The organism is Bradyrhizobium sp. Rc2d (assembly GCF_900099855.1).
Classification (GTDB): domain Bacteria; phylum Pseudomonadota; class Alphaproteobacteria; order Rhizobiales; family Xanthobacteraceae; genus Bradyrhizobium.
Window position 1 is genome coordinate 66,585 of record NZ_FNCU01000030.1, and the last position, 15,217, is coordinate 81,801.

The following is a 15,217-nucleotide window of genomic DNA, read 5'->3' on the forward strand; positions in this document are numbered from 1 at the left end:
GATCGAATCGGCTGCACCCACAACGCAGGTGCGCTCCCTCTCCCGCTCGCGGGAGAGGGTGTCTCCGCAGAGAGACCCCCCAAGAGGAGAAAGCCCTCACCCGCGCCTTCGGCGCGACCTCTCCCGCAAGCGGGAGAGGTTAGGAAGCGTCGCTCCTCCGGAGCCACGGGCCTAAGTTCCAAGCAAAAAGGGCGGCTTCCTGGAGCCGCCCTTTGCGAGAGATTCGTCTGCGCCGATTCTAGTTCGCCGCTTTGGGCTTGTCGGCGGCGGCCTTGTCGCCACCCGGCGTGGGCGCGGCCGAGGCGCTGTTCTTGATGCCGTGGAGCAAATCGTCGGCGAGCTTGAGCGCCTTGTCGTCCTTGGCGTCCGGCGGGACATAGGACTGCGAGCCGGTCTTCTCGTCGCCGTCGTTCTTGAGGTGGCCGCGCAGCGACGCTTCGCCCCTGGTGTCGGTGCGGGACTTCAGCTCGTCCGGCACGTCCTGAAGCACTTCGATGTCGGGCACGATGCCCTTGGCCTGGATCGACTTGCCCGACGGCGTGTAGTAGCGCGCCGTGGTCAGCCGCAGCGCGCCGTTGCCGCTTCCGAGCGGAATGATGGTCTGCACCGAGCCCTTGCCGAACGAGCGCGTGCCGACGATGGTCGCACGCTTGTGGTCCTGCAGCGCGCCGGCGACGATTTCCGACGCCGAGGCCGAGCCGCCATTGACCAGCACGATGACCGGCTTGCCCTTGGTCAGGTCGCCCGCATGCGCGGTGCGGCGCTGGGTCTCCTCGGCATTGCGGCCGCGGGTCGAGACGATCTCGCCCTTCTCCAGGAAGGAGTCGGAGACGGTGACCGCTTCCTCCAGCAGGCCGCCCGGATTGTTGCGGAGGTCGATGATGTAGCCCTTCAGCTTGTCGCCGATCTGGTTCGAGAGATTGGTGACCTCACGCTTCAGGCCTTCGGTGGTCTGCTCGTTGAAGGTGGTGATGCGGATATATGCGATGTCGTCGGCTTCGACGCGCGCGCGCACCGAGCGGACGCGGATGTTGTCGCGCACCAGCGTGACGTCGAGCGGATTGTCCTGGCCCTTGCGGATGATCTTGAGCTTGATCTTGGTGTTGACCGGACCGCGCATCTTCTCGACCGCCTGGTTCAGGGTCAGGCCCTGCACCGCCTCGTCGTCGAGATTGGTGATGATGTCGTTGGCCATGATGCCGGCGCGCGAGGCTGGCGTGTCGTCGATCGGCGAGACCACCTTGATCAGGCCGTCTTCCATCGTGACCTCGATGCCGAGGCCACCGAACTCGCCGCGGGTCTGCACCTGCATGTCGCGGAAGCTCTTGGCGTCCATGTAGCTCGAATGCGGATCGAGGCCGGTGAGCATGCCGCTGATGGCGGATTCGATCAGCTTGGTGTCATCGGGCTTCTCGACATAGTCGGAGCGCACGCGCTCGAAGACGTCGCCGAACAGATTGAGCTGGCGATAGGTGTCCGCGGTGGCGGCTCGCGCGCTGGAGCCCATGAACACTGCGCGCGGCTGGGTCACGAACAGCGTCAGCGCCGCGCCGGTGGCTGCGCTGAGGAGGATTACTGAAGTCTTGCGCATCATCCGCGAACCTTCTCGCCTTCATTTGCGGCCCACCATGGGCCTGGATCGATTGGAGTGCCGTCCTTACGGAACTCGACATAGAGCACAGGTTGACTCGCGTTCGTGGCGAGAATGGAGGCGACTTGAGAGGTCGACCCCATGGTCGCGACCGGCTCCCCCGTGAGCACAAACTGTCCGATGTTGACCGAAATGCGCTCCATCCCGGCGATCAGGACATGATACCCGCCACCAGCGTTAAGGATCAAGAGTTGTCCATAGCTGCGGAAGGGGCCGGCATAGACCACCCAGCCGTCACACGGCGTTGTGACCTGGGAGCCGGGCTTGGTGGCCAGCGAAATGCCCTTCTGGACCCCGCCGACCCCATCGGAACCGCCAAAATCCCTGATCTTGTTACCGTTAACCGGAAGAGGCAGGAGCCCCTTGGTCGACGCGAAGGCAATCGCGGGCGCGGTCCGGGACCGGTCCTTGAAAGCGGCCGGACCAGACTTGACACCGGTATTGGCGCTGGCAGCCGCCTTCGCCTCGGCCTGCTTGGCCGCCTCGGCCGCCTTCTCGGCAGCCTTGGCGGCGCTTTGCAGATCCTGCTCCATCTTGGTGATCAGGCCCTGGAGATCGCCGACCTGCTTTGACAGCAGGATCGCGCGCGAATTCTCGGCGTCGAGGTCCTTTTCCCGCGCCGCCTGCTGGCGCTGCCGCTCGTCGACCAAAGCCGTGAGCCGGCTCTGGTCGTTGCGGACCCTGTCGCGGTCCAGGGCGAGCTGGTCGCGTTCGGTGGCGATGTTCTTGCGCAGGGCCACGAGCTCGCCGAGCTCGCCGGCGATCGCCTCGGCGCGGCCGCGCAACTCCGGCACAACCGCGCCGAGCAGCATCGCGGTGCGCAGGGATTGCAGCGCGTCTTCGGGCCTTACCAGCAGCGCCGGTGGCGTGCGCCTGCCGGCGCGCTGCAAGGCGGCCAGCACTTCGACGATGTCGGCGCGGCGCGAATCGAGCGAGGCGCGCATCTGTTGCTCGCGGCCGTTGAGGTTTCGCAGCCGGGCTTCGGCTTCGTCGATCTTGGTCTCGACGGAGCGCACATTGGCGGCGGTGTCGATCAGCTGCTGATTGAGCTGAGTGCGGTCCTGACCGAGCGCGGTGATCTCGGCCTTGAGCTTGGCCTGCGCTTCCTCCGCGCTCTTCTGCCTGGCACGCGCGGCCTCGAGCTCCTGCTCGCGCTGCTTGATCGCATCGGGCGAGACGGCCGCGGTCTGCGGCGGCGTCGCCGTCTGAGCTTGCGCGAGGCTTGCGCCGGCGAGGCCAGTGATCAGCAACAGGTTGAGGAGGGGCGCTCGCATCTTGTCGGCAAAGGTGCTCGTTATGACGCGCATCACGCGCGGTGATAGGGGTGGCCGGCCAGAATGGTGGCGGCCCGATAAAGCTGTTCCAGAAGCATGACGCGGACCATTTGGTGCGGCCAGGTCGCAGAGCCGAACGCGATCGCGAGCTTGGCCTTACGGCGCAATTCGGGCGAAAGTCCGTCCGCCCCTCCGATCACGAAGATAGTATGTCCGGCACCCTCGTCGCGCCAGCGCCCGAGATGCCGTGCCAATACGGTGGAATCCAGATTCTGGCCGCGCTCGTCCAGCGCCACCAGGATCGACTTTTCCGGAATATGCGCGCTGATCGCCGCGGCTTCTTCGGCCATCCGCGTCGCGGTGTCGCGCGCACGGCTTTCCGGGATCTCGTGGACGGTGAGCTCGCGGAATCCGAGCTTGCGGCCGGCCTCGTCGAACCGCTCGGAATAGCGGTCGGCAAGCTCCCGTTCGGGGCCCTGCTTCAGCCGGCCCACGGCAATGATGGCAACACGCATGATGGCTTCTGCGTCGTGTTTCAGGGTCGCGCGCATCAAGCGCGCGCACGACGCTACCATGCGCGTCAGCCGATTCGAAATCGGCTCAGTGAGCCTAGATCGCCTTCGCCGCCCCTGGGCCCTGCGTATACAATCGCTCGAGATTGTAGAACTCGCGGACCTCGGGTCTGAACACGTGCACGATCACATCGCCGGAATCGATCAGAACCCAGTCGCAATTGGGCAAGCCCTCGACATGGATGTTCCTGATGCCGTTTTCCTTGAGGCCCTTCGTGACGTTGTCCGCGATCGCGCCGACGTGCCGGTTCACCCGGCCGGTGGTGACGATCATGTAGTCGGAGTACGTCGATTTGCCGCGAAGGTCGATGGTGACCGTCTCTTCCGCCTTCATGTCCTCGAGGCGGGAGAGGATCAGGCTCAGCGTCTTGTCGGCGTCGGGTTGCGCCTTCAAGGCCGCAGCTTTGGTCGATGTTTTACGCGTAGGCTTAGCAACCTTGGGTAAAACAGACTTGGACAATACAGATGTGGCCAGGGACCATTCCTTTCACTGTATCGCGAACGCCGAATCCGACGCTCACTGGTTACACTACATCATGTGGGGTTAAGGCTTTCAATATGCCAGAGAGCCCCAAATCCACACACTCCGTCTCACTTCGTACCTTTCTCACTTCGTACCTTTCCAGCTCCCGTCCGGGTTCCGCAGGCCCGTCGAGGAGAGATTCAGCTTCAATCCGGTCAAAAACACCCAGGCCGGCGCCGGCTGGTCCGCAAGCAGTGCTGCCTTGTCCTCGGGCAGGCGGTAGCGCGATAGCGCTTGGCCTGCGGGCGAGGCGAGGGCGCGAAAACTCTGCGGGGGGCGATCGATGACTGCCATCGGCACCTGGGCGGCGATGCGCCGCCAGTCCTGCCAACGGTGGAATTGAGCGAGGTTGTCGGCGCCCATAATCCAGACGAAGCGCAAGCCAGAGAAGCGGCGGCGCAAGATGTTGATCGTGTCGATAGTGTAGCGGGTACGAATGACGGATTCGAGACAGCTCACCTCGATCCTGGGATCGTTGGCGACCGCGCGCGCCGCCTGCATGCGCGCGCCGAGCTCCTGCAATGCGCCGTTCTCCTTGAGCGGATTGCCCGGCGTCACCAGCCACCAGACGCGATCGAGCTGCAATCGCTTCAGCGCGAATTGGCTGATGGCGCGATGGGCCTGATGCGGCGGGTTGAACGAACCGCCGAGCAGGCCGATGCGCATGCCCTCCGTATGGGGCGGGACCGCTTGCGCCACGAAATGCGGCACGACGAATGTGTTGCTCAATACCCGCCCCGCGACGTTGCTTACGGCCGCGTCTGCCCGGTGCCGCGAACGCGATATTTGAAGCTCGTCAACTGTTCGGCGCCGACAGGGCCGCGGGCATGGAAGCGGCCGGTGGCGATGCCGATCTCGGCGCCGAAGCCGAACTCGCCGCCATCGGCAAACTGCGTCGAGGCGTTGTGCAGCACGATTGCGGAATCGACCTCGCTCAGGAATTTGTTTGCGGCGGTCTCATCCGCGCTCACGATGGCATCGGTGTGATGCGAGCCGTGGTTCTGGATGTGCGCGATCGCGCCGTCGACGCCGTCGACCACTTTCGCTGCGATGATCGCATCGAGATATTCGGTGTCCCAATCGTCTTCGCTGGCAGGCTTTACGCGCGCATCGGTCTTCTGCACGGCATCGTCGCCGCGCACTTCGCAGCCGGCCTCGATCAGCATCTCCACCAGCGGCTTCAGGCTCCTTGCGGCTCCCGCGCGATCGACCAGCAGTGTCTCGGCGGCGCCGCAGACACCGGTGCGGCGCATCTTGGCGTTGAGCACGATCGACTTCGCCATGGCGAGGTCGGCGCTGCCGTCGACATAGACGTGGTTGACCCCCTCGAGATGCGCGAACACCGGCACGCGCGCTTCCTGCTCGACGCGCGCGACGAGGCTCTTGCCCCCGCGCGGCACGATCACGTCGATGGCGCCGTTCAACCCTGATAGCATCATGCCGACCGCTGCGCGGTCGCGCGTCGGCACCAGCGTGATCGCGGCCTCAGGCAGGCCCGCTTCGCGCAGGCCCTGCGCCAAGCACTCATGGATGGCGCGGCAGGAACGAAAACTGTCGGAGCCGCCACGCAGGATCACGGCATTGCCGGACTTCAGGCACAGCACGCCGGCGTCCGCCGCAACGTTCGGCCGGCTCTCGAAAATCACGCCGACGACGCCGAGCGGCACGCGCACGCGCTCGATGGTCATGCCGTTGGGGCGCTGCCAGCTTTCGGTGACGACACCGACCGGATCGGCGATGCCGCGCACGATGCCGATGCCCTCGGCCATCCCTTCGACGCGCGCCGGCGTCAACGTCAGGCGGTCGATGAAGGCGGAGGTCGCATTGCCGGAGGCGCGGGCTTCCGCGACGTCCTCGGCATTGGCGGCGAGGATCGCCGCCGCCTTGCCGCGGATCGCCCGCTCCATGGCTTCCAGCGCCCGGTTCTTCTGCTCCGGCGGCGCCAGCGCCAGCACCCGCGCGGCGGCGCGGGCCTTGGCGGCGAGATCGGACATCAGCGCCTGGAGATCGGCATTGCCGTCGACGGCTTTGAGGGGGGCGGCCATGGGGGTCAACCTTCTGCTAAGGCGGTGTCCTAGCACGGAAATCCCGCGTCTGCGAAGGGCGGGGAGGGTATGGCTGGTTTCCCCGGTCGCGACGGGCTGGGTCGCTGGCCTACCCGGTTTCTTGCAAAAGGGCCGCTGCGGCCCTTACCCGCCCACCACCAGGTCGTCGCGGTGGATCATCTCAGACCTGCCGCTGATGCCGAGGATGGCCATCACGTCCGGGGAGGAGCGGCCCTTAATTCGCTCGGCGACCTCGGCGTCATAGGCGATCAGGCCACGCCCGACCTCGCTGGCGTCGGGACCGCGCACGATCACGGCATCACCGCGGGCAAACTGGCCCTCGACCTTGATCACGCCGGCCGGCAGCAGGCTGGCGCCGGCGCGCAGCGCCGTCACCGCGCCGGCATCGATGGTCAGCGTGCCCTTCGGCTCCAGCGTGCCGGCGATCCAGCGCTTTCGCGAGGTGATGGGATTGGCCGGCGTCAGGAACCAGGTGCAGCGGCCGCCATCGGCGATCGCCTGCAACGGATGTTCGATCTTGCCGGAGGCGATCAGCATATGCGTGCCGCCTGTCGTGGCGATCTTGGCTGCCTCGACCTTCGTGCGCATGCCGCCGCGCGACAGCTCGGACTCGGCATCTCCCGCCACCCCCTCGATCTCCGAGGAGATGCTCTCGACCACCGGAATCAGCTTTGCGTTCGGGTTGTTCTTGGGCGGGGCGTCGTAGAGGCCGTCAATGTCGGAGAGCAGCACCAGGAGGTCGGCGCTCGCCATGGTGGCGACGCGCGCGGCGAGGCGGTCATTGTCGCCGTAGCGGATCTCGTTAGTGGCGACCGTGTCGTTCTCGTTAATCACGGGAATCGCGCGCCACTCCAGCAGCTTGCCGATGGTGGAACGCGCATTGAGATAGCGGCGGCGCTCTTCGGTGTCCTGGAGCGTCACCAGGATCTGGCCGGCGCCGATGTCGTGCGCACCGAGCACCTCCGACCAAATCCGCGCCAGCGCGATCTGGCCGACCGCGGCGGCGGCCTGGCTCTCCTCCAGCTTCAGCGGACCGCGCGGCAATTTGAGGCGGCTGCGGCCGAGCGCGATCGAGCCCGAGGAGACGACCAGCACGTCGCGGCCTTCGCGGTGCAGTTTTGCCATGTCGTCCGCCAGCGCAGCCAGCCAGGACGCCCGCACCTCGCCCCTGTCGGAATCGACCAGCAGCGCGGAGCCGACCTTGACGACGATACGGCGGAATTGACTGAGTTCGGGGCTGGCCATGACGCGCTTGGACGATCTGCTCTGCATTGGAAACGGCGGAGCGAGAAGCGGCGCCGGTAGGCCTGCTTTTGCAGCAGGACGATGGCCGGCGCAAGGCGGGCGGAATGGTAAACGGCTCTTGTCTTGGGCAACGGTCCGGTTCTAATGCCGCCAACAAATGATGGGCTGGAGAAGACGCGAATGGATCGCCGCAAATTCATGGCCGGATGCTTGGGGTTGCCGCTGCTGGCGCAGGCGGGTGGAGCGCAAGCGCAGGCCGGGCTCACAAAGGTCATCTTTCCGTTCGCAGCGGGAGCTGGCGGCGACACGCTATGCCGGCTGATCGCGCAGGAGATGGCGCCAGCGTTGCAACGGACCGTCGTGGTCGAGAACCGCACCGGCGGCGACGGCCTGATCGGCATCAAGGCCGTGAAGGGTGGCAGTCCCGACGGCAGCATGGTGCTGGTGACGACGGGGCCGACCATGTATCTGCTGCCGATGGTGGAGACGGCACCGAGCTTCGACACGGCCAAGGACTTCATGCCGGTGTCGCTGCTGGCGCGGTTCGAATTTGCGCTGGTGATCAACCCGACTGTCGACGCCACTGATTTCAAGAGCTTCGTGGCCTGGCTCAAGGCGCATCCGGACAAGACCTCGTTTGGGGTGCCGAGCAACGGCACCATTCCGCATTTCATGGGCTCCAAGCTCGAGAAGGACCTCGGCATTCCCCTGACCCGCGTGCCCTATCGCGGCAGCGCGCCCATCCTCAACGACATCGTCGGCGGCCACATCTCGTTCGGCATCACGACATTGGCCGACGCTCTGCCGCAACATCGCGCCAAGGGCGTGAAGATCATCGCGGTCGCAAGCGCGGAACGATCGCCGTTTGCACCAGACGTTCCGACGCTGAAGGAGAGCGGCATCGATCTCGTCGCGGACGCCTGGTACGGCATGTGGCTTCCGGCCGGTAGTCCGCCGGAGTTCGCCAGCAAGCTCGGCGCCGCCGCAAGTGCCGCGCTGGCCAAGCCAGAGGTGAAGGAGAAGCTCACCGCGATCGGGCTCATTCCGGTCGGGTCGACACCGGAAGGATTGACGAAGGAGCTCGCAGCGAACATCGCCTTGTGGCAACCGATCGTGAAGGCGACGGGATACAAGATCGAGAACTGAGTGAATGGTGCACGCGCCGCGCACCACTGTCATGGCCGGGCTTGACCCGGCCATCCACGTGCATCCGCGATTGGCGCAAGACGTGGATGCCCGGGGCAAGCCCGGGCATGACGAGTTGAGAGAGCCGCGCGCTCTCTATCCCCTCATCCTGAGGAGCTTGCAAAGCAAGCGTCTCGAAGGATGAAGGGCCCGGCTGCGGCAGCGGGGCGTGCATGGTTCGAGACGGCGCTGCCGCGCCTCCTCACCATGAGCAGCTACATCTTCGCGCGCTGTGCGATGCCATCCTTGATCGCGGCAAGCTCGGCTTCGTCCCAGATGCCGATCAGAATGCCGCCTTTCACCTGCAGCTGGTTATCCGCATAGGCGGCGATCTTCTCGCGCGGGGTAGTGATGTGGTCGTTCGGATGCAGTGCCCAGTCGAATAGCTCGGCCTGAAGCCGCGCGATGATGCCGGCGCAATCAGGATCGTCGCCGCGATCCAAAAACTCGTCCGGATCGGTTTCGAGGTCGTACAGCATCGGGCGGAAGCCGGAGGCGTGGATGTATTTCCAGCGGCCGTCGAACACCATGAACAGGCGGCAGCGCTCGATCGGCTGATTCAGCTTCAGCCGCACATCCTGCATGGCGTAGTCGTATTCGGAGAATGCCACCCTGCGCCAATCCGGTGGCGTCGGGCCACGCAGCAGCGGCAGCAGCGAACGCCCTTCGAGAATGTGGCCCGGCACCTTGCCGCCGAAATAATCAACGAAGGTCGGCGCGAGATCGATCGCTTCCACCAGCGCATCACTGCGCGTGCCGCGCGTGGCGTCAGCTTCTTGCGACGGATCGATGATGATCAGTGGAATCTTGGCCGACTGCTCGTGGAACAGGTCCTTCTCGCCCATCCAGTGATCGCCAAGATAGTCGCCGTGATCGGAGGTGAACACGATCATGGTTGTTTCCAAGAGGCCGCGCGCCTCCAGAAACTTCATCAGCACGCCCATCTGGTCGTCGATCTGGGTGATCAAGCCCATATAGGTCGGGATCACCTTCTCGCGGGCATCATCGCGCACCATGTTGCGGGAGTAGCGCATGTCCATATAGGCGCCGAACACCGGATGCGGATTCTGGCGCTCGCGCTCGGAGCGGATCACCGGGATCATGTCCGACGTGTTGTACATGCTGGCATAGGGCTCGGGCGCGATATAAGGCCAGTGCGGCTTGATGTAGGACAGATGCAGGCACCACGGCCGGCCATCGGTCTCGGCCTCACTGATGAAGTCCATCGCGCGCCGCGTCATGTAGGGCGTCTCGGAGTGCTCGTCTGGCACGCGCGCGGCCTTGTCGGCATGCACCAGCAGCCACCCGTTCTGCAACGAACCATCGTCCGCCGCGCCGGAATTGGCCCAATGCTCCCAGGGATTGGTGGCCTCAAAGCCCTGCTGGCGCAGATATTCATCGTATTTCGGTCGCGGCCGACCGGTCGGATGCAGGCCGTCGTCGCGTTCATAGGGCTCGAAGCCGCATTCGGCGACATGCACGCCGATGATTGATTCCGGGGGGATACCGAGCGCCTTCATGCCCTCGAGGTCGGGTGCCATATGGGTCTTGCCGACCAGCACGTTGCGCACGCCGATCTTGCCCAGGTGATCGCCGAGCGTGGGCTCGCCGACACGGAGCGGCCAGCCGTTCCAGTGCGAGCCGTGCGAGCGCATGTAGCGCCCGGTATAGAACGACATCCGCGATGGGCCGCAGATCGGCGACTGCACGTAGGCCTTGCTGAAGAGCACGCCACGCTTGGCCATGGCGTCGATGTTGGGTGTCTTCAGCGTGGGATGGCCGGTGCAGCCGAGATAATCATAGCGAAGCTGGTCGCACATGATCCAGAGAACGTTCTTCGCGCGCGCCATGCGTCATCCCTGTTGTTTCTTGATTGTTTGATGCTGCGATATTGGAGCGCCGGTGACAACCTGCTAGTGATGCACGTGCGTGCAGCCGTACATTCCGACGTCGTCCCGGCGAAGGCCGGGACCCATACCGCGTGATCTATCGATTGCGGTTGGTCGTAGTACCGAACAACCAATCTTCGCCAAACTACATCCTGGGGTTATGGGTCCCGGCCTTCGCCGGGACGACGTGGGGGGAGAGTGCCGCTGCCCCTCTTCACGCCGACCACGGCTCCGCTTCGGCGGCGCTCTTGGCCTTGGCGGAGACCGGGCTCTCGCCGATCACGTCGGCCAGCGCGCGCAGCGCTTCCTTGACGCCCTGGCCGGTCACGCCGGAGAGCAGCAGCGGCGTCTTCTTGGCGGCGCGCTTCAGGCGGTCCTTCTGCTTCTTCAATTCGTCCGGCTCGACCGCGTCGATCTTGTTGAGCGCGACGATCTCGATCTTGTCGGTGAGCTGGCCGCCATAGGCCTCCAGCTCCGTCCGCACCGTCTTGTAGGCCTTGCCGGCGTGCTCGCTCGTGGCATCAACGAGATGCAGCAGCACGCGGCAACGTTCGACATGGCCGAGGAAGCGGTCGCCGAGGCCGGCGCCTTCATGCGCGCCCTCGATCAGGCCGGGAATGTCCGCCAGCACGAATTCGCGGCCGTCGGCATTCACGACGCCGAGCTGCGGATGCAGCGTGGTGAAAGGATAGTCGGCGATCTTCGGCTTTGCCGCGCTGACCTTGCTGAGGAAGGTCGACTTGCCGGCATTGGGCAGGCCGACGACGCCCGCATCCGCGATCAATTTCAGCCGCAGCCAGATCCAGCGCTCTTCGCCCACTTGGCCGGGATTGGCGTTGCGCGGCGCGCGGTTGGTCGACGATTTGAAATGCGCGTTGCCGAAGCCGCCATTGCCGCCCTCGGCCAGCACGAATTTTTCGCCGACCTTGGTGAAGTCGTGGATCAGCGTCTCGCGGTCCTCGTCGAAGATCTGCGTGCCCACCGGAACCTTCAGCACGATGTTCTTGCCATTGGCGCCGTGGCGGTCCGAGCCCATGCCATTCTCGCCCTTCTGGGCCTTGAAATGCTGCTGGTAGCGATAGTCGATCAGCGTGTTGAGCCCATCGGCGACCTCGATGATCACATTGCCGCCGCGACCGCCATTGCCGCCGGAGGGGCCGCCGAATTCGATGAACTTCTCGCGGCGGAACGCCACGCAGCCGTTCCCGCCGTCACCGGAGCGGATATAGACCTTTGCTTCGTCGAGGAATTTCATGGGCCATAGGTAGGCCAGCTCGCCCGGCCCGGCAACCCGAATTGACCCGTGCATCGGCGGAAATTCCGCGATTTTGGGGCGTGCTTAACCTGCGGGCCTTTTCCGGATCAGGAATTTCTGCGTGCCCTCCAGCACCAGCTCCTTGCGCTGGTTGAACACGGTGCTTTTGAGCGAGACGACGCCGGTCGTGCGAGCCGGCACGAGCTCGGTGACTTCGAGCGCGGGATAGATGGTGTCGTCGGCGAACACGGGCTTGAGAAACCGGCTCGATTGCTCGAGGAAGCCGACCAGGGATTCCTCGACCATGAACGGAAACAGGCCGGCGCCGGGCGCGGTGTGGATCAAGGTCTGGAAGCCGTGGGCGAGCAGATGCGGCATGCCGCGGGCGCGGCAATATTCCACGTCATAGTGCACCGGATGGGTGTCGCCGCTCGCGGTCTGGAATGCCGCGAACACGGCCGAGGTCTGGGTGCGGCTCGGCAGCACGAAACGTTCGCCGAGGGCGAAATCCTCAAACCAGCGTTGCGTGGGGATCATGCGATGCTGGGAGGGATCGAAATCGGTCATGCCGTGCTCTTTCGTGGGTGAGAGCCCTATCGCTACCGCGATGCGAAGAGTGCGACAATCCGTTCAATTCGGCGGAAGTGGGCTTGTCCAGCGCGCCTGCGTCATTAAAACGACCGAAGCGACACTACTCGCCGTTTTTCGATGCTCCCTCCGCTCGTCATTGCGAGCGAAGCGAAGCAATCCAGACTTGCCTCCGTGGAAACAGTCTGGATTGCTTCGTCGCAAGAGCTCCCCGCAATGACGGGTCTTCCACGAACGACAGCAATGCCCTTCTTCAAGAATCTCTCCGCCTATGACGACCGCTCGGCACGGCTGGCCGGCATCGCCTTGATGGTGCTGTCGATCTTCATGTTCTCGTTCGGCGACGCCATGGGCAAGTTCCTGGTCGGCACCTATTCGGTGGGGCAGCTCCTGTTCCTGCGCGCCTGCGCGGCGCTGCTCTTGCTGTCGCCGTTGGTCTGGAAGCAGCGTCACCAATTCCTGCAGCTGGAGCGGCCGGGGTTGCAGCTGTTTCGCGTCGTGCTGTCGACGCTGGAAGTGGCTGCCTTCTTTCTCGCGACCGTCTATCTGCCGCTCGCCGACGTCATCACCTATTATCTCGCCGGTCCGATCTTCGTCACCGCGATGTCGGCGATCTTTCTGGGCGAGAAGGTCGGCTGGCGGCGCTGGACCGCGATCCTGATCGGCTTCTGCGGCGTCTTGATCGCGCTGCGCCCGTCCGCACAGACCGTCAGCCTGCCGGCGCTGATCGCGCTCGGCGGCAGTCTCTCCTTCGCAACGCTGATGCTGATCACGCGCAGCCTGCGCAAGACGCCCGATATCGTGATGGCGTCCTCGCAATTCATCGGCACGTTTTCGCTGGGTGCCGTGCTCTCAGCATTTCACTGGGTGCCACCGACATCGGGCAGCCTCGTGATCTTCGCGCTGGCGGGATGCGTCTCGGTCACCGCGCTGTTCTGCGTCAACCGCTCGCTGAAGCTCGCGCCGGCCAGCGTCGTGGTGCCCTACCAATATTCGATGATCGTCTGGGCCGTGATCTTCGGCTTCGTCGTGTTCGGCGACGTGCCGTCGATCGCCACCATCGTCGGCGCCGCCATCATCATCGGCGCCGGGTTCTACATCTATCTGCGCGAGCGCGACCTCGGCCGCGAGAGCGCCGAGGTGAATCCGCCGGCGTAGCTCACCCTCCCTGGAGGGGGAGGGTAATCGGTGGCCCTACCTCATCCTCCTCGCACTGCTCCAGCTCTTCAGCGACGCCCACACGCCGCGTGACAGGCGGAAGCAATCGACGGGCGTGGACGATCCCAGCGCCAGGAAGCGGTGCAGCTGGACGCCGCTCCACTGGAAGCCGCACTTCTCCAGCACCTTGCGCGAGGCCGGATTGGTGACGCGCGCGCCGGCATAGAGATGGTCGTCCTCGAACTCCTCGAAGAAGAAGTCGATCGCGCCGCGTGCGGCCTCGGTGGCAAAGCCCTGGCCCCAATGCTCGACGCCGAGCCAATAGCCGAGCTCGGCATTGTCGGGCGTGGAGCAGTCGATGCCGACCATGCCGATCGGCCCGCTGTCGTGCTCGATCAGGAACACGGTCTCGCTGCCGAGCACGGCGGTGGCGCGGATGAATTCGACGGCGTCGTCCTGCGAATATGGATGCGGCAGGCGGCGGGTGTTTTCTGCGATGCGGCGGTCGTTGGCGAGCCGGGCGATGGTCCTGACGTCGGCGAGTGTCGGCCGCCGCAAGGTCAGCCGCTCCGTGGCGACGACACTCGGTCTCGCCTCCTGCAAGGTCACACTCGAGAAATCCTGCAACATGTCCGGCTCCTGGAAAGTCACTAAGTCAAAGTGAGCAAGTCAAAGAAAAGGGGAGGCCGGTTTCCCGCCTCCCCTGGAGCCTTCGATCTCTATGATCTCCAGGGCTCCGCCGGTTTGGTCAGGACCCGGCGGATTCCCATTTGATCCGCCGTCTATTCAGCCGCCTCTGCGATCGGGAGTACCGATACGAAGGTGCGGCCGTTGGCTTTGGCCTGGAACGCAACACGACCTTCGACCTTGGCGAACAAAGTGTGGTCCGTGCCCATGCCGACATTAAGGCCGGGGTGCCAGGTGGTGCCGCGCTGACGCGCAATGATGTTGCCGGGCGCGACGATCTCCCCGCCGAACGCCTTGATGCCGAGGCGCTTGCCCTTGGAATCGCGTCCGTTACGCGATGAACCGCCTGCTTTTTTGTGAGCCATGGCTCGTCTCCGAAATCCTACGTATGTCTAGATCAATTCCTTGACGGAATCATTTCACGATTTCTCACGCATCAATTCGTGAATTGGCGTGATCAAATCTCGTTATTCGGCTTCCTTCGCGGACTCCTTGGCCACCTTCTCCTTCTTCGGACGCGGGCCCTTGGTGGGCTTGGCGCCGTCGGTCAGGATCTCGCTGACGCGAAGCACTGTGATCTCGTCGCGATAGCCGCGCTTGCGGCGCGAGTTCTTGCGGCGGCGCTTCTTGAACGCGATGACCTTCGGTCCGCGTTTGTGGTCGAGCACCTCGACCGCAACGGACGCGCCTGCGACCGTCGGGACGCCCAGGACCGGCGTGTCGCCGCCGACCACCAGAACTTCATTCAACTGCACGATCGTGCCGACTTCGCCGGCGATCTTGCCTACTTCGAGAACATCATCCGGCACGACGCGGTATTGCTTGCCGCCGGTTTTGATGACTGCGAACATCGTTTTTTTCCTTCGTGTTCAATCCCAGCCTCGCGACAGTTTGTCGGGGCCGGCTTTTTGTCAGTCGCTACGGGTTTATGCGAGCTTTGTGCGGGCGGGAGTTATCCCTTTGAAAACCCACGCAAAAGCAAGCGGCGCGAGAAACGCCCCGCGCCGGCTGTGGGACTTATAGCCGCCGGACGCCGCAAGTCAAGGAAAAGCGAGCCAAAACGGTCAGGATTTGAAGGATTTGGGTCCATTCCGGTGTGTCGGCCGAATCTGCGGCCGGCTTGA

15 protein-coding genes are annotated in these 15,217 nt (G+C 64.5%); 2 read left to right on the plus strand and 13 right to left on the minus strand.

The window, feature by feature from the left end:
• Positions 1-238: 238 nt before the first annotated feature.
• From BLV07_RS29925 to proB, 7 genes are all read right to left on the minus strand, one after another.
• Complete coding sequence (locus BLV07_RS29925; protein ID WP_091893132.1) at positions 239-1,594, minus strand: S41 family peptidase; 1,356 nt, start codon at positions 1,592-1,594, stop codon at positions 239-241.
• Entirely contained in the window at positions 1,591-2,925 is a 1,335-nt protein-coding gene (locus BLV07_RS29930) for a murein hydrolase activator EnvC family protein (protein WP_091893203.1), read from the minus strand. The genes BLV07_RS29925 and BLV07_RS29930 overlap by 4 nt, the downstream gene beginning before the upstream one ends.
• Before the next feature lie 32 nt (positions 2,926-2,957).
• Positions 2,958-3,440, minus strand: coding sequence for a 23S rRNA (pseudouridine(1915)-N(3))-methyltransferase RlmH (gene rlmH, locus BLV07_RS29935; protein WP_091893205.1), 483 nt, complete (start codon positions 3,438-3,440; stop codon positions 2,958-2,960).
• Positions 3,441-3,534: 94 nt separating this feature from the next.
• Entirely contained in the window at positions 3,535-3,891 is a 357-nt protein-coding gene (gene rsfS / locus BLV07_RS29940; protein WP_091893134.1) for a ribosome silencing factor, read from the minus strand.
• 213 nt (positions 3,892-4,104) lie between these two features.
• Positions 4,105-4,749 carry a nicotinate-nucleotide adenylyltransferase gene (locus BLV07_RS29945; RefSeq protein ID WP_176945848.1) on the minus strand — a complete coding sequence of 215 codons (645 nt, stop codon included), beginning with the start codon at positions 4,747-4,749 and terminating at the stop codon, positions 4,105-4,107.
• A 20-nt stretch (positions 4,750-4,769) separates the two neighbouring features.
• Positions 4,770-6,065, minus strand: coding sequence for a glutamate-5-semialdehyde dehydrogenase (locus tag BLV07_RS29950; RefSeq protein WP_091893136.1), 1,296 nt, complete (start codon positions 6,063-6,065; stop codon positions 4,770-4,772).
• Between the two features lie 144 nt (positions 6,066-6,209).
• Entirely contained in the window at positions 6,210-7,331 is a 1,122-nt protein-coding gene (proB, locus tag BLV07_RS29955; RefSeq protein ID WP_091893138.1) for a glutamate 5-kinase, read from the minus strand.
• 180 nt (positions 7,332-7,511) lie between these two features.
• Here proB and BLV07_RS29960 point away from each other — a divergent pair, with 180 nt between their 5' ends.
• Entirely contained in the window at positions 7,512-8,477 is a 966-nt protein-coding gene (locus tag BLV07_RS29960) for a Bug family tripartite tricarboxylate transporter substrate binding protein (RefSeq protein WP_176945849.1), read from the plus strand.
• A gap of 254 nt (positions 8,478-8,731) precedes the next feature.
• On the opposite strand, the gene BLV07_RS29970 is transcribed toward BLV07_RS29960, so the two are convergent.
• The 3 genes from BLV07_RS29970 to BLV07_RS29980 all read right to left on the minus strand — a co-directional run bounded on the left by BLV07_RS29970 (position 8,732) and on the right by BLV07_RS29980 (position 12,227).
• Positions 8,732-10,366: an alkaline phosphatase family protein gene (locus BLV07_RS29970; RefSeq protein ID WP_091893144.1), complete on the minus strand. Its 1,635-nt coding sequence runs from the start codon at positions 10,364-10,366 to the stop codon at positions 8,732-8,734.
• A 253-nt stretch (positions 10,367-10,619) separates the two neighbouring features.
• Positions 10,620-11,660: a GTPase ObgE gene (gene obgE / locus BLV07_RS29975; protein WP_091893209.1), complete on the minus strand. Its 1,041-nt coding sequence runs from the start codon at positions 11,658-11,660 to the stop codon at positions 10,620-10,622.
• Positions 11,661-11,744: 84 nt separating this feature from the next.
• Positions 11,745-12,227, minus strand: a complete 483-nt coding sequence (locus tag BLV07_RS29980; protein ID WP_091893147.1) for a MaoC family dehydratase — start codon at positions 12,225-12,227, stop codon at positions 11,745-11,747.
• 264 nt (positions 12,228-12,491) lie between these two features.
• Between BLV07_RS29980 and BLV07_RS29985 the strand changes: the two genes are divergently transcribed.
• Positions 12,492-13,406, plus strand: a complete 915-nt coding sequence (locus tag BLV07_RS29985; protein WP_091893149.1) for a DMT family transporter — start codon at positions 12,492-12,494, stop codon at positions 13,404-13,406.
• Positions 13,407-13,442: 36 nt separating this feature from the next.
• Here BLV07_RS29985 and BLV07_RS29990 read toward each other — a convergent pair whose 3' ends face one another.
• From BLV07_RS29990 to rplU, 3 genes are all read right to left on the minus strand, one after another.
• Entirely contained in the window at positions 13,443-14,036 is a 594-nt protein-coding gene (locus BLV07_RS29990; protein ID WP_176945850.1) for a GNAT family N-acetyltransferase, read from the minus strand.
• Between the two features lie 152 nt (positions 14,037-14,188).
• Complete coding sequence (rpmA, locus tag BLV07_RS29995; protein WP_091893154.1) at positions 14,189-14,458, minus strand: 50S ribosomal protein L27; 270 nt, start codon at positions 14,456-14,458, stop codon at positions 14,189-14,191.
• Positions 14,459-14,560: 102 nt separating this feature from the next.
• Positions 14,561-14,944, minus strand: a complete 384-nt coding sequence (gene rplU, locus BLV07_RS30000) for a 50S ribosomal protein L21 (protein WP_091893156.1) — start codon at positions 14,942-14,944, stop codon at positions 14,561-14,563.
• Positions 14,945-15,217 lie beyond the last annotated feature (273 nt).